Source organism: Streptomyces antnestii, from assembly GCF_004005495.1.
GTDB lineage: Bacteria > Actinomycetota > Actinomycetes > Streptomycetales > Streptomycetaceae > Streptomyces > Streptomyces antnestii.
This window is the reverse complement of the sequence record NZ_RZYA01000031.1, coordinates 22,040-34,855: the sequence shown is the minus strand read 5'-3', so window position 1 is coordinate 34,855 and position 12,816 is coordinate 22,040. Positions and strand designations below refer to the sequence as shown.

The 12,816-nt window shown below is 70.1% G+C and carries 11 protein-coding genes; 5 read left to right on the top strand and 6 right to left on the bottom strand.

Annotated elements, in window-relative coordinates; genetic code table 11:
- Positions 1 to 8: 8 nt before the first annotated feature.
- The 3 genes from EOT10_RS38335 to EOT10_RS38325 all read left to right on the top strand — a co-directional run bounded on the left by EOT10_RS38335 (position 9) and on the right by EOT10_RS38325 (position 2,949).
- Positions 9 to 695: a hypothetical protein gene (locus EOT10_RS38335; RefSeq protein WP_127833007.1), complete on the top strand. Its 687-nt coding sequence runs from the start codon at positions 9 to 11 to the stop codon at positions 693 to 695.
- Between the two features lie 60 nt (positions 696 to 755).
- The gene (locus EOT10_RS38330) at positions 756 to 1,574 is read left to right on the top strand and encodes a thioredoxin domain-containing protein (protein WP_127833006.1); all 819 of its coding nucleotides are present in this window, start codon (positions 756 to 758) and stop codon (positions 1,572 to 1,574) included.
- A gap of 376 nt (positions 1,575 to 1,950) precedes the next feature.
- Positions 1,951 to 2,949: a zinc metalloprotease gene (locus tag EOT10_RS38325; protein ID WP_127833005.1), complete on the top strand. Its 999-nt coding sequence runs from the start codon at positions 1,951 to 1,953 to the stop codon at positions 2,947 to 2,949.
- A gap of 3 nt (positions 2,950 to 2,952) precedes the next feature.
- Here the strand turns inward: EOT10_RS38325 and EOT10_RS38320 are convergent, their stop codons facing one another.
- The 6 genes from EOT10_RS38320 to EOT10_RS38295 all read right to left on the bottom strand — a co-directional run bounded on the left by EOT10_RS38320 (position 2,953) and on the right by EOT10_RS38295 (position 8,665).
- Positions 2,953 to 3,522 (bottom strand): dienelactone hydrolase family protein, encoded by a 570-nt coding sequence (locus EOT10_RS38320; RefSeq protein WP_127833004.1) that lies wholly within the window; start codon positions 3,520 to 3,522, stop codon positions 2,953 to 2,955.
- A 35-nt stretch (positions 3,523 to 3,557) separates the two neighbouring features.
- Positions 3,558 to 5,147: a Na+/H+ antiporter gene (locus EOT10_RS38315; protein WP_127833003.1), complete on the bottom strand. Its 1,590-nt coding sequence runs from the start codon at positions 5,145 to 5,147 to the stop codon at positions 3,558 to 3,560.
- Positions 5,148 to 5,268: 121 nt separating this feature from the next.
- Positions 5,269 to 5,766: a GNAT family N-acetyltransferase gene (locus EOT10_RS38310; protein ID WP_127833002.1), complete on the bottom strand. Its 498-nt coding sequence runs from the start codon at positions 5,764 to 5,766 to the stop codon at positions 5,269 to 5,271.
- 2 nt (positions 5,767 to 5,768) lie between these two features.
- Positions 5,769 to 6,710: an RluA family pseudouridine synthase gene (locus EOT10_RS38305; RefSeq protein ID WP_127833001.1), complete on the bottom strand. Its 942-nt coding sequence runs from the start codon at positions 6,708 to 6,710 to the stop codon at positions 5,769 to 5,771.
- 40 nt (positions 6,711 to 6,750) lie between these two features.
- On the bottom strand, positions 6,751 to 7,341 hold the full coding sequence (gene lspA, locus EOT10_RS38300; RefSeq protein WP_127833000.1) for a signal peptidase II: 591 nt from the start codon (positions 7,339 to 7,341) through the stop codon (positions 6,751 to 6,753).
- A 148-nt stretch (positions 7,342 to 7,489) separates the two neighbouring features.
- On the bottom strand, positions 7,490 to 8,665 hold the full coding sequence (locus EOT10_RS38295; RefSeq protein ID WP_127832999.1) for a TraR/DksA family transcriptional regulator: 1,176 nt from the start codon (positions 8,663 to 8,665) through the stop codon (positions 7,490 to 7,492).
- A 250-nt stretch (positions 8,666 to 8,915) separates the two neighbouring features.
- Between EOT10_RS38295 and EOT10_RS38290 the strand changes: the two genes are divergently transcribed.
- Together EOT10_RS38290 and ileS are read left to right on the top strand one after the other, a co-directional pair.
- Positions 8,916 to 9,107 carry a DUF1059 domain-containing protein gene (locus EOT10_RS38290; RefSeq protein WP_127833062.1) on the top strand — a complete coding sequence of 64 codons (192 nt, stop codon included), beginning with the start codon at positions 8,916 to 8,918 and terminating at the stop codon, positions 9,105 to 9,107.
- A gap of 382 nt (positions 9,108 to 9,489) precedes the next feature.
- On the top strand, positions 9,490 to 12,618 hold the full coding sequence (ileS, locus tag EOT10_RS38280) for an isoleucine--tRNA ligase (protein ID WP_127832998.1): 3,129 nt from the start codon (positions 9,490 to 9,492) through the stop codon (positions 12,616 to 12,618).
- Positions 12,619 to 12,816: the final 198 nt, after the last annotated feature.

Genomic DNA, 12,816 nt, shown 5'->3' with positions numbered 1-12,816 from the left:
CCTCCGCGATGGACGACATATCCGGGACCCAGCTCAGAGCCGTGCGCGCGGCGCTCTTCACGGCGCTCGTCGTGACGCTCTCCGCCGCGTCGCACGTCCTGCTGTCCCGGGTCCCCCTGCCGGTGCCGACGGTGGCGGCCACGGCCTGCGCCGTCTTCGTCCTCGCGTACGCGCTCGCGGGGCGCGAGCGGGGCTTCGGCCGCATCGCCGCCCTGCTCGTCCCGCTGGAACTGGCCGCCGACACGGTGTTCACCACCGGCCAGCGCGTCTGTTACGGCCAGGCGGGCGGGCCCGTCGCGGGGCCGCTGCACGCGGTCGGCCTGGACGTCCTGTGCGGCGGCAGCTTCGGTACGCCGCTGGCGCGCATGGCCGGCGGTGACACCGGCCGCACCGCCGCGCTGCTCGCGCACGCCGATCCGGCGGCGGCCTGGCTGCTGCTCGGCGCGCATGTGGCCGTGGGCCTCCTCGCCGCCGCCTGGCTGCGCCGCGGCGAGCGGGCACTGGCCCAGCTCCTCCGCGCGGTCGCCGGGCTCACCTTCCGCCCGCTGATGATCGCCTTCGCCGCGGTGGCCGCCCGCCCGGAGCGCGTAGGCCGCCTGCCGCGGCCCGCGCGCCGGGTCCGGGCCGCCGTCACGCGCCTGTGGGTGCACTCCGTGGGACGGCGCGGGCCGCCGTGCCTCGCCCTGGCCGCCTGAGGCCGGGCACAGCACAGCAGTCCCCCCCGAAGACTTTCGTAGAACCCACGGAGAACGATCATGAGCCAGAGGAACAGCCAGTCGGCGAAGACGGCGGCCCGCGAGCGGCTTCGCGTCGAGCGCGAGAAGCAGGCCAAGAAGGAGAAGACGAAGCGGCAGGTGATCGTCGCCGGTTCGATCGTCGCGGTCCTCGCGATCGCCGGCGGCATCGGCTTCGCCGTGATGCAGGCCAACAAGCCCGGCTACTGGGAGGCCGCGAAGGACGACAAGCTGGTCAAGCCCGCGAACACGTCGGGCGCGAACGGCAGCACGGTCGTCCTCGGCAAGGACTCCGCCAAGAAGACGATCATCGCCTACGAGGACTCGCGCTGCCCCGTCTGCGCCGCCTTCGAGCAGACGGTCGGCCCGACGGTGAAGAAGGACCTGGACGCCGGCAAGTACAAGATCCAGTACGTCGGCGCCACCTTCCTCGACAAGAACCTCCAGGGCGAGGGCTCCAAGAACGCGCTCAGCGCGCTCGGCGCCGCCCTGAACGTCTCCAAGGACGCCTTCTGGGACTTCAAGGAGACCCTGTACTCCAAGCAGTGGCACCCGGAGGAGACGTCCGACAAGTTCAAGGACGACGCGTACCTCATCAAGGTCGCGAACACCGTCCCGGCGCTGAAGGGCAACAGCGCCTTCCAGAAGGACGTCAAGGACGGCACCTACGACAAGTGGGCGCTGGACATGTCGGCGAACTTCGACAACAACAAGTACGGCGTCCAGGGCACCCCGTCCTTCGTCCTCGACGGCAAGAAGATCACCGGCTCCGACGGCCAGAACGCGCCGAGCACGGTCGCCGAGTGGAACGCGGCCGTGGACAAGGCCCTCAAGGGCTGACACCGGCGGACAGCTGACGAGCGGGCGAACTCCCCGGAGTTCGCCCGCTCTCTGCTGTCGCCCTCGCCCTCGTCCTCGCCCAGGGGTCAATTCCAGCCACGCGCACGCGCGTTAAGAACAGATGACACCGCTACGGCGGGTGGCGCTGCCCGCGGATCGAATACGGACACACCACCCGCCGCGGTAGCCGCGCACATTACGTCCGCGTCTCAAACTCCGGACGCCGCACGAAAATTTCTTCCCGTTGCCCCGATTCGCCGGATGAAGGGCGGCGTTCGATTGGGCCAGAACAGCGCTCTTCACGGCCTGACATGGCCACGTAATCTCCCCGCGGCGGCGAGGAAGTTCCTCCCCCACCCGTCCGCGAGGAGTCCGCATGACCGCGCTTGCCCGAATATCTCCGCTGATGCGCCGCCGCCTTCTCGGCACCGCGCTGATGGCCGGAACCCTGGCCATCGCCCCGCTGTCCGCCCCGTCGGGCAGCGCCGCCGTCGCCAAGGCGTCGGCCGCCGCGGAGAAGTGCGCCGACAGCGGCAACGCCGTGGCCCGCGAGAAGAAGCCCACCGGCGCCGACCACGCCAAGGAGCCCAACGAGGTCAGCGCGGCCAGGGCCAAGGCCATGGACACGGACATGCGGCGCAGACTCGACAAGATGCGCGCCGACGGCACGCTCTCCCGGGGCCTCGCGGCCGCGTCGACCACGATCCCGGTCTACGTCCACGTCATCCACGACGGCGCGACCGGCAATCTCTCGGCGACCGACATCACCAAGCAGATCGACGTCCTGAACGCGGCCTACAGCGGCCTGGGCGCCGGCAACAACGACTCGGGCTTCCAGTTCACCCTGGCCGGCACCGACTACACGGACAACGCCGCCTGGTACAACGGCATCACGCCGGGCTCCGCCGCCGAGAAGGACATGAAGTCCACCCTCCGCAAGGGCGGCGCGAACGCCCTGAACTTCTACACGGCCAACCTCGGGCAGAGCCTGCTCGGCTGGGCGACCTTCCCGTCCTCGTACAAGTCGAACCCGTCCGACGACGGCGTGGTCATCCTCGACACCTCGCTCCCGGGCGGCTCGGCCACCAACTACAACGAGGGCGACACCGGCACCCACGAGATCGGCCACTGGATGGGGCTGTACCACACCTTCCAGGGCGGCTGTAGCGGCAACGGCGACTACGTCTCCGACACCCCGGCCGAGAAGAGCGCCGCGTTCCAGTGCCCGACGGGCCGCGACACCTGCGTCAACAAGACGGGTGTCGACCCGATCCACAACTTCATGGACTACACGTACGACTCCTGCATGACGCAGTTCACGGCGGGCCAGGTGCAGCGGATGAAGGACAGCTGGACCGCGTACCGGGCGGGTTAGCGCCTACAGCGTTTCGAGGAAGCCGAGCGCCACCCGCCAGGTGGCCTCGGTCGCCTCCGCGTCGTAGTCCGGCAGTTCGGGGTCGGTGTAGAGGTGCCCGGCGCCCGCGTAGCGGTAGACCTCGATGTCGGCGCCGGCCTTGCCCATCTGCAGGTACCAGGCGCTCAGCCAGTCGTCCGTCTCGAACGGGTCGGGCTCGGCGACGTGCAGCTGTACGGGCAGCTCGTCCACGGAGGCGTTCTCGGCGATGTCGGACGTGCCGTGCAGGAGCAGCAGGCCGCGCGCCTTCTCGTCGCCGAGGGCCAGGGTCTGCGCGACCGAGGCGCCGAGGGAGAACCCGGCGTAGACGAGCCCGCGCTCGGAGTAGGGAGCGGCGGCCAGGATCGCCCGCTTGAGCAGTTCGTCCTTGCCGATCTCCTCGTTGAAGGCCATGCCCTCCTCGACGGTGTCGAAGGTGCGTCCCTCGAAGAGGTCCGGGGTCCACACCTCGTGCCCGGCGTCGCGCAGCCGGGCGGCCGCGTCGAGAACGGCGGGCCGCAGGCCGTACGTCGAGTGGAAAAGCATGATGTTCATGGATCCCATGGTGCCATCCGGCGCACCGGCGGACTTCAGCGCAGGCTGCGGACGTCGAGGTGCCGCAGCACGCGGTCCACGATCTCGGGGTCGGCGCCCGGTTCGTTGCGCGCCGCCAGGACCTCGTGGCGGGCGGCGGACAGCATCTCGTTCTGGATGCGGCGTACGCGCTTGATCCGGGAGACGCGTTTGGCGTGCGCCTCCTTGCGTTCCTCGCTGCCCATCTCGGGGTTGATGCGCAGGCCGATGTCGTAGGCGCGGCGGATCATCTGGTCGGAGAGGTCGTCGGGCAGCTCCTCGACCTCCTCGATCTCCTTGAGGCGGTGTTTGGCGGCCTTGGCGGCGCGGATCGCGAGCTGCTTCTCGTACTCCTGCTCCGCCTCGGTGTCCGCCCTGACGTTCAGCTTCCTCACCAGCCAGGGCAGGCTCAGGCCCTGGAGGACAAGGGTGGCCATGATGACGCCGAACGCGATGAAGATGATCTCTTCGCGGTCGGGGAACGGCGAGCCGTCCTCCATGGTGAAGGGGATGGCCAGGGCCAGCGCGACCGAGGCGACGCCGCGCATTCCGGCCCACCACATGATCACGGCCTCGCGCCAGGAGACCGGGATGTCCTCGTCGAGGTCGTGGCGCCGTGCGTGCATCCTGCGCGTGAGCCAGGTCGCGGGCAGCAGCCACAGCAGGCGTACGAGAATCACGACGGCCACGACCGCGGCGGCCCAGCCGAGCAGCTCGCCCCAGCGGCCGGCCGCCGTCCTGAGGGCGTTGTGCAGTTCGAGGCCGATGAGGCCGAAGGCGACGCCCGTGACGAGGGTGTCGACGATGTCCCAGAAGGCGCGCCCGGTGAGCCGGGTGAGGACGTCATCGGCGTCGAACGCGTACTCGGCGAGGAAGAGCGCCGTGACGAGCACGGCGAGCACTCCGGAGCCGTGCAGTTCCTCCGCCAGTACGTAGGAGGCGTACGGCATGAGGAGGGTGAGGCCGATCTGGAGGGTGGAGTCGCCGAGAACGCCGATGAGTTTGTTGGCGGCCCAGCCGATCGCGAGGCCGACGGCGAGCGCGACGACCGCGGACAGCAGGAGGGAGAGCGCGGCGCCCTGCCAGGAGAAGCTGCCGCTGACGGCGGCGGCGATCGCCACGTGGTAGAGCACGATCGCGGTCACGTCGTTGAACAGGCCCTCGCCCTCCAGGGTCGACACCAGGCGCCGGGGCAGGCCGAGTTGACCGGCCACGGCGGTCGCGGCCACCGGGTCGGGCGGCGCCACGAGGGCCCCGAGCGCGACGGCCGCGGCGATGGGCAGGCCGGGCACGATGGCGCTCGCGACGAAGGCCACGGCCGCCGTGGTGACGAAGACGAGGGCCACGGCGAGCAGGAAGATCGGCCGTCTGTTCGCGGCGAACTGACGCCAGGACGTGCGTTTCACGGCGGCGTAGAGCAGCGGTGGCAGCAGCGTCGGCAGGATCAGGCCGGGCGGGACCTGGACGTTCGGCACGAACGGGAGCAGGGCCAGGACGATCCCGAGCAGCGTCATCAGGACCGGTGCGGGCAGGCCGAGCCGGTCACCGAGCGGCACGCTCAGCAGGGCCCCGAGCAACAGCACGAACAGCAGGGCCAACTGATCCACGTGAGCGCTCCGGCGGGTGTCGGCGATCAGGACATAGGACGATCAGGTCCCCAGCCTGCCATGTGCGGCACTGTGTGGTGATTTGCGGCGGAACCGGCAGCCCGGCGCGCCCCGCCTACGCCTACGCCTCCTGCTGAGCCAGCGTCTTCCGCATGGCCCGGTGCGGAATGCCCGCGTCGGGAAACTCCGGCCCGTACGCCACGTAACCGAGGCGCTCGTAGAACCCCAGCGCCTGCGTCTGCGCGTGCAGGTCCACGGCGACGAGACCCTGCTCCGCGGCGGCGGCCTCGATGGCCCGCACGAGGGCAACTCCCACGCCGAGCCCGCGCGCGGCCTTCGCCACCGCGAGCCGCCCGAGCGCTCCGACGCCGGCGTCCCCGCCGTTCTTCGCGACGGCGGCCTCGCCGGTCAGCAGGCGCCCCGTGCCGAGCGGTTCACCGTCCGCACGCCGGGCGAGGACGTGCACGGTGCCGTACCCGCTGTCGTACTCGTCGTACTCCAGCTCCTCGGGGACGCGCTGCTCGACGACGAAGACCTCCCGGCGCACACCGAAGCACGCCTCCAGGTCGGCCTCGCCGTCGGCGACGCCCACCGCGTACGCGGAAGAGGGCGACGGCATGGTCACGCGCTCTCCGCCCGCACCCGGTCCAGCGCCTTCTGCAGGTCCTCGGGGTAGTCGCTGGCGAACTCCACCCAGTCACCGTCGGCCGGGTGCTCGAAGCCGAGCCGCACGGCGTGCAGCCACTGCCGCGTGAGGCCGAGCCGCTTCGCGAGCGTGGGGTCGGCGCCGTACGTCAGGTCGCCGACGCACGGGTGCCGGTGGGCCGACATGTGCACACGGATCTGGTGCGTACGCCCCGTCTCCAGCTTGATGTCGAGGAGGCTGGCGGCGCGGAACGCCTCGATGAGGTCGTAGTGCGTGACGGAGGGCTTGCCCTCGGCGGTCACGGCCCACTTGTAGTCGAGGTTCGGGTGGCGGCCGATGGGGGCGTCGATCGTGCCGCTCATCGGGTCCGGGTGGCCCTGGACCAGCGCGTTGTAGCGCTTGTCGACGATGCGCTCCTTGAACTGCCGCTTCAGCGACGTGTACGCGCGCTCCGACTTTGCGACGACCATGAGGCCGGAGGTGCCGACGTCGAGCCGGTGCACGATGCCCTGGCGCTCGGCGGCGCCCGACGTGGAGATGCGGTACCCGGCGGCGGCGAGGCCGCCGATCACGGTCGTTCCGGTCCAGCCGGGGCTGGGGTGCGCGGCGACGCCGACCGGCTTCATGATCACGACGATGTCGTCGTCGTCATGGACGATCTCCATGCCCTCGACGGGCTCGGCGACGACCTGCACCGGGGCGGGCGCCTGCGGCATCTCCACCTCGAGCCAGGCACCGCCGTGCACCCGCTCGGACTTCCCGACGACCGAGCCGTCCACCGCGACCTTTCCCGCCGCGGCCAGCTCGGCCGCCTTGGTACGGGAGAAGCCGAACATGCGGGAGATGGCGGCGTCCACACGCTCGCCCTCCAGGCCGTCCGGCACGGGCAGGGTTCGGATCTCGGGAATCGTGCTCACCCATTGAGTATGCAGGAGCCCGCCGACACTCCCGACCGCGTCAGTCCTTGTGCACCGTTCCGTCCGGGTCCAGGCCCTTGAACGAGAGGAGCACGATCAGGATGCCGCCGCACACGATCGCCGAGTCCGCGAGGTTGAAGACGGCGAAGCCCTTGGGCGCGATGAAGTCGACCACAGCACCTTCGAAGACGCCGGGCGAACGGAAGATCCGGTCCGTGAGATTGCCCAGCGCCCCGCCGAGGAGCAGTCCCAGGGCGATCGCCCAGGGCAGGCTGTAGAGCTTTCGCGCCAGGCGGGCGATCACGACGATGACGGCCGCGGCGATCACGGTGAAGATGATCGTGAAGGCCTCGCCGACCCCGAACGCGGCGCCCGGGTTCCTGATCGCCTCGAGCCGCAGCCAGTCGCCGATGACCTTGATCGGCTCGTGGTGTTCGAGCCGGGCGACCACGATCATCTTGCTGACCAGGTCGAGGGCGTACGCGAAGGCGGCCACCGCGAACAGCACGGCGATCTTCCGCTTGCCCTTGGGCCGCTCCTGGGCCTGCTCGGCCCGCTCAGCCTGCTCCGGCTCGTCTGCCCCCGCATCCGGGGTGTCCGGCGTACCGATGACGCGCTCCGCCTCTGCCACGTGAGTCCCTCAACCTAGGTACCTGACTGAGGACGAGAGTACGGCACACACGTGCGCCCCCAGCAGCCCAGGAGCGACTGCGGGGCACCTCTCATCGGGGGCGTCTCGCGCCGGGGGACGTCCCGCGCCGGGCACCTCGTGCCGGGGGTCAGTAGCGGCGCTCCTGCTTCTGCTTGCACTCGACGCACAGGGTCGCCCGCGGGAAGGCCTGCATCCGCGCCTTGCCGATCGGGTTCCCGCAGTTCTCGCAGATCCCGTACGTCCCCGCGTCGAGCCTTTCGAGGGCGCGCTCGGTCTGCTGGAGCATCTCGCGGGCGTTCGCCGCGAGCGACAGCTCGTGCTCCCGCGTGATGTTCTTGCTGCCGGTGTCCGCCTCGTCGTCGCCGGCCCCGTCCCCCGAGTCCCTCATGAGCCCGACGAGCGACTTCTCCGACGACTCGATCTCGCTGTTCAGGCGCAGCGCCTCGCTCTGCAGCTCGGCCCGCGCCTCGTCGACCTCCGCCGGGGTCCAGGGATCCTCACCCGGCCGTACCGCGAGCTCGCCCGGCTCCACGGCCGCGACCCTCGCCTTCGGCACCGCGCGGGACTGCTTCGCCGTGGCCGTGCCGGGGGTCTTCTTCGCAACCACAGTCGTGGCTCCCGTCGTCTCCGCGGCCGACGCCGCGCCATCGGCCGCGGACGCGGCCGCCTTCTTCTCCGCGGTCTTGCGCCCAGCCCTGTGACCTGCGGCTTTCTTGACCGCGGCCTTCTTGGTGCCTGCCTTCCCAGCCGCGCTCTTGCCGGTGGCGCTCTTGTCGGCGGCTCGCTTCTCGGCGGCGTGGGTGGACTCCGTGGGCTCCGCCGTGGCCTTGGCGGGCGCCGCCTTCACGGCCTTCGCCGCCTTCTTCGTACCCGCACTCTTGGCGGCACTCTTCGTAGCGGTGGCCTTCGTGGTGCTGGCCTTGGTCGCCCCCTTCTTAGCGGTGGCCTTGGTCGCCGCCTTCTTAGCCGTCGCCTTCGTAGTGGTGGTCTTCGTAACCGTTGCGTTCGTAGCCGTCGCCTTCTTACTCGTCTCCTTCTTAGTCGCCGTCTTCGTAGCCACCGCCTTCGTAGCCGCCGCCTTCGTAGCCACCGTCTTCGTAGCCGCCGCCTTCGTAGCCACCGTCTTCGTAGCCGGCGTCTTCGTAGCCGGCGTCTTCGTACCCACAGCGTTCGCCTTCTTCGTGGCCGCTTTCGTCGTGGTGTTCTTCCTTCCGGCCCGTCCGGCGACGGGCTTCTCGTCGAACGCGGCCTTCACGCCGGCGGATGCCTCTCGCACCCCCGGCGCCCTCTTCTTCGCCACCATGGCCGCGGCCCCTTCACATACTGTGATCTTGCTCGCGAATCGTGCTGGGACGATAAATCGACTTCTGACCCGCGGCAACGGGGCACACCTCCCGATGCGCCCGCCCCGCACGTCCCACGCGGCGGACCTGCAAGCGTTGTGCCCAGCTCCCCGCCCGGTAATCCGCCGGGACCCCCGCGCCAGGATCCGCCGGGCCCCGTGTCGCCATTCGGGTCATAAAATGGGGGCGGAGCAGAGAAGGTGCATGACGATGCGAAAAGTCGCCGACTGCCGTGATTTCCCGAGCGAGACCAACTGCACCCTCGCCATCACCGGCGAAGAGGAAGAGGTGGTCCGCGCCGCCGCCGAGCACGCCGTATCCGTCCACGGGCACACCGACGGCCCTGAGCTGCGGAGCCAGATCCGGGGCATGCTCAAGGACGAGATCCCCGCGCACGCCTGAGGACCACCGCCTCGGCCCTTCTCCAGCCCGCCGCTAAACCGGTCGGCCGCGTCCACCCAGGCCCCGTACACTGGGCGGAGCGAGCAGCATGGATGGGGCCGAGTAGCGGCGTACGCAGCCCAGAGCGACCCGGGGACGGTGGAAGCCCGGGGGCGAGCGCGACGTGAAGATCACCCCGGAGCCGCCGGAAGAAATCCCCGCACGCGGGGCGAGTAGAACCGGCATCGCGACCCCAATGAGGGGGCTCACCGGAGCAGCAGACGCACCGGAGGGCCAAGGAGGGTGGTACCGCGGGAGCGCGCCGTACACGGCGTAGGTCACAGACGAAGCTCTCGTCCCTCCGACGGAGACGGAAGAAACAGTGTCCGCCGGAGGAAGATCGATGACGTACCGCCAGGTGCCCGCCCAGGTCGACCTGCCCGCCCTCGAGCACGCCGTGCTCGAGTTCTGGCGCGAGCAGAAGATCTTTGCCAAGAGCTTGGAGCAGTCCGAAGGACGCCCCGAGTGGGTGTTCTATGAAGGCCCGCCCACGGCCAACGGCATGCCGGGCGCCCACCACATCGAGGCCCGCGTCTTCAAGGACGTCTTCCCGCGCTTCCGCACCATGCGCGGCTACCACGTGGCCCGCAAGGCCGGCTGGGACTGCCACGGCCTGCCCGTGGAGCTCGCCGTCGAGAAGGAGCTCGGCTTCAACGGCAAGAAGGACATCGAGGCGTTCGGCATCGCCGAGTTCAACGCCAAGTGCCGCGAGTCCGTGACCCGGCACACCGACGCCTTCGAAGAGCTCACGACCCGCATGGGTTACTGGACCGACCTCAACGACCCGTACCGCACGATGGACCCCGAGTACATCGAGTCGGTCTGGTGGTCGCTGAAGGAGATCTTCAACAAGGGCCTGCTGACCCAGGACCACCGCGTCGCCCCCTGGTGCCCGCGCTGCGGCACGGGCCTGTCGGACCACGAGCTGGCGCAGGGCTACGAGACGGTCGTCGACCCCTCGGTCTACGTCCGCTTCCCGCTCACCTCCGGTCCGCTGGCCGGCGAGGCCGCGCTCCTCGTGTGGACGACCACCCCCTGGACGCTCGTCTCGAACACCGCGGTCGCCGCGCACCCCGACGTCCGGTACGTCGTCGCGACGAACGGCGAGGAGAAGGTCGTCGTCGCCGAGCCGCTCGTCGAGAAGGCCCTCGGTGAGGGCTGGGAGACGACCGGCGCGTCCTTCACCGGCGCCGAGATGGAGCGCTGGAACTACCAACGCCCGTTCGAGCTCGTCGAGTTCCCGGAACCCGCCCACTACGTGGTGAACGCCGAGTACGTCACGACCGAGGACGGCACCGGCCTCGTCCACCAGTCCCCCGCGTTCGGTGAGGACGACCTCAAGGTCTGCAAGGCGTACGGTCTGCCGGTCGTGAACCCGGTCCGTCCCGACGGCACCTTCGAGGAGGAGGTCCCGCTCGTCGGCGGCGTCTTCTTCAAGAAGGCGGACGAAAAGCTCACCGAGGACCTCAAGGACCGCGGCCTGCTCTTCCGTCACGTCCCGTACGAGCACAGCTATCCGCACTGCTGGCGCTGCCACACGGCGCTGCTCTACTACGCGCAGCCGTCCTGGTACATCCGCACGACGGAGATCAAGGACCGCCTGCTCCAGGAGAACGAGAACACCAACTGGTTCCCGGAGAACGTGAAGCACGGCCGCTTCGGCGACTGGCTGAACAACAACATCGACTGGGCGCTGTCCCGCAGCCGTTACTGGGGCACCCCGCTGCCGCTGTGGCGCTGCGAGGACGACCATCTCACCTGTGTCGGCTCGCTGGCCGAGCTCGGCGAGCTGACCGGCACCGACCAGTCGGACCTCGACCCGCACCGCCCGTTCATCGACGACGTCACCTTCGCGTGCCCGCAGTGCGCGAAGACCGCCACGCGCGTGCCCGAGGTCATCGACGCCTGGTACGACTCGGGTTCGATGCCGTTCGCGCAGTGGGGCTACCCGTACAAGAACAAGGAGCTCTTCGAGAGCCGGTACCCGGCGCAGTTCATCTCGGAGGCCATCGACCAGACGCGTGGGTGGTTCTACACGCTCATGGCGGTCGGCACGCTCGTCTTCGACAAGTCGAGCTACGAGAACGTCGTGTGCCTCGGCCACATCCTCGCCGAGGACGGCCGCAAGATGTCCAAGCACCTGGGCAACATCCTGCAGCCGATCCCGCTGATGGACCAGCACGGCGCGGACGCGGTGCGCTGGTTCATGGCCGCCGGCGGCTCCCCGTGGGCCGCGCGCCGCGTCGGCCACGGCACGATCCAGGAGGTCGTCCGCAAGACGCTCCTGACGTACTGGAACACGGTCGCCTTCCAGGCCCTGTACGCCCGGACGTCGGACTGGTCGCCGAGCGAGGCGGACCCGGCGCCCGCCGACCGCACCCTGCTCGACCGCTGGCTGCTCTCCGAACTGCACGCGCTCACCGACCAGGTGACGAAGGCTCTGGAGGCGTACGACACCCAGCGCGCCGGCAAGCTGCTCTCCTCGTTCGTCGACGACCTGTCGAACTGGTACGTGCGCCGCTCGCGCCGCCGCTTCTGGCAGGGCGACAAGGCGGCCCTGCGCACCCTGCACGAGGTCGTGGAGACGGTCACGCGCCTGATGGCGCCGCTGACGCCGTTCATCACGGAGCGGGTCTGGCAGGACCTGGTCGTCCCGGTCGCGCCGGACGCGCCCGAGTCGGTCCACCTGTCCTCGTGGCCGGAGGCCGACCTCGACGCCATCGACCCGGAGCTGTCGCGGCAGATGGTCCTCGTGCGCCGTCTCGTCGAGCTGGGCCGCGCCACGCGCGCGGAGTCGGGCGTCAAGACGCGTCAGCCGCTGTCCCGCGCCCTGGTCGCGGCGGCGGGCTTCGAGACGCTCAACCCGGAGCTGCACGCCCAGATCACCGAGGAGCTCAACGTCTCCTCGCTGGCGTCGCTCTCCGAGGTCGGCGGCTCGCTGGTCGACACGACGGCCAAGGCCAACTTCCGGGCCCTCGGCAAGCGGTTCGGCAAGGGCGTACAGGCAGTCGCCAAGGCCGTCGCCGAGGCCGACGCGGCCGCGCTCTCCCTGGCCCTGCGCGAGGGCACGGCGTCGGTCGAGGTCGACGGCGAGAAGGTCACGCTGGCGCCCGACGAGGTCATCATCACGGAGACCCCGCGCGAGGGCTGGTCCGTCGCCTCGGACTCCGGCGCGACGGTCGCGCTCGACCTGGAGATCACGGAGGAGCTGCGTCAGGCGGGTCTGGCCCGTGACGCGATCCGCCTGATCCAGGAGGCCCGTAAGAACAGCGGTCTGGACGTCGCGGACCGGATCGCGCTGCGCTGGGCGTCCACGGAGCCGGCGGTCGTCTCGGCCCTCGCCGAGCACGCCACGCTGATCGCGGACGAGGTCCTCGCCACGGACTTCGCCCAGGGCGAGGCGGACGACAGCTACGGCGACACGTTCACGGACGAGCCGCTCGCCCTGACGTTCCGCCTCCGCAAGGCGTAACCAACGTCACAAGGCCCGGTCCCGCCAAAGAATCTTGGCGGGACCGGGCCTTCGGCGTTTCGTCCCTCCGTACAGATGAACGTTTCTGCACCGACCCGGCGCCACTCCCCGCAGCTCGCCCCCCCACACTCCGCCCCGCAGTTCGCCTCACACTTCGCCCCACGCAAAAGGGCAGGGCCCCCGGAGATCCGGGGGCCC

Coding starts and splice junctions, on each gene's coding strand:
- EOT10_RS38335 (WP_127833007.1), top strand. CDS start 9: ATGGACGACATATCCGGGACCCAGCTCAGAGCCGTGCGCGCGGCGCTC.
- EOT10_RS38330 (WP_127833006.1), top strand. CDS start 756: ATGAGCCAGAGGAACAGCCAGTCGGCGAAGACGGCGGCCCGCGAGCGG.
- EOT10_RS38325 (WP_127833005.1), top strand. CDS start 1,951: ATGACCGCGCTTGCCCGAATATCTCCGCTGATGCGCCGCCGCCTTCTC.
- EOT10_RS38320 (WP_127833004.1), bottom strand. CDS start 3,522: ATGAACATCATGCTTTTCCACTCGACGTACGGCCTGCGGCCCGCCGTT.
- EOT10_RS38310 (WP_127833002.1), bottom strand. CDS start 5,766: ATGCCGTCGCCCTCTTCCGCGTACGCGGTGGGCGTCGCCGACGGCGAG.
- EOT10_RS38295 (WP_127832999.1), bottom strand. CDS start 8,665: ATGGTGGCGAAGAAGAGGGCGCCGGGGGTGCGAGAGGCATCCGCCGGC.
- EOT10_RS38290 (WP_127833062.1), top strand. CDS start 8,916: ATGCGAAAAGTCGCCGACTGCCGTGATTTCCCGAGCGAGACCAACTGC.
- ileS (WP_127832998.1), top strand. CDS start 9,490: ATGACGTACCGCCAGGTGCCCGCCCAGGTCGACCTGCCCGCCCTCGAG.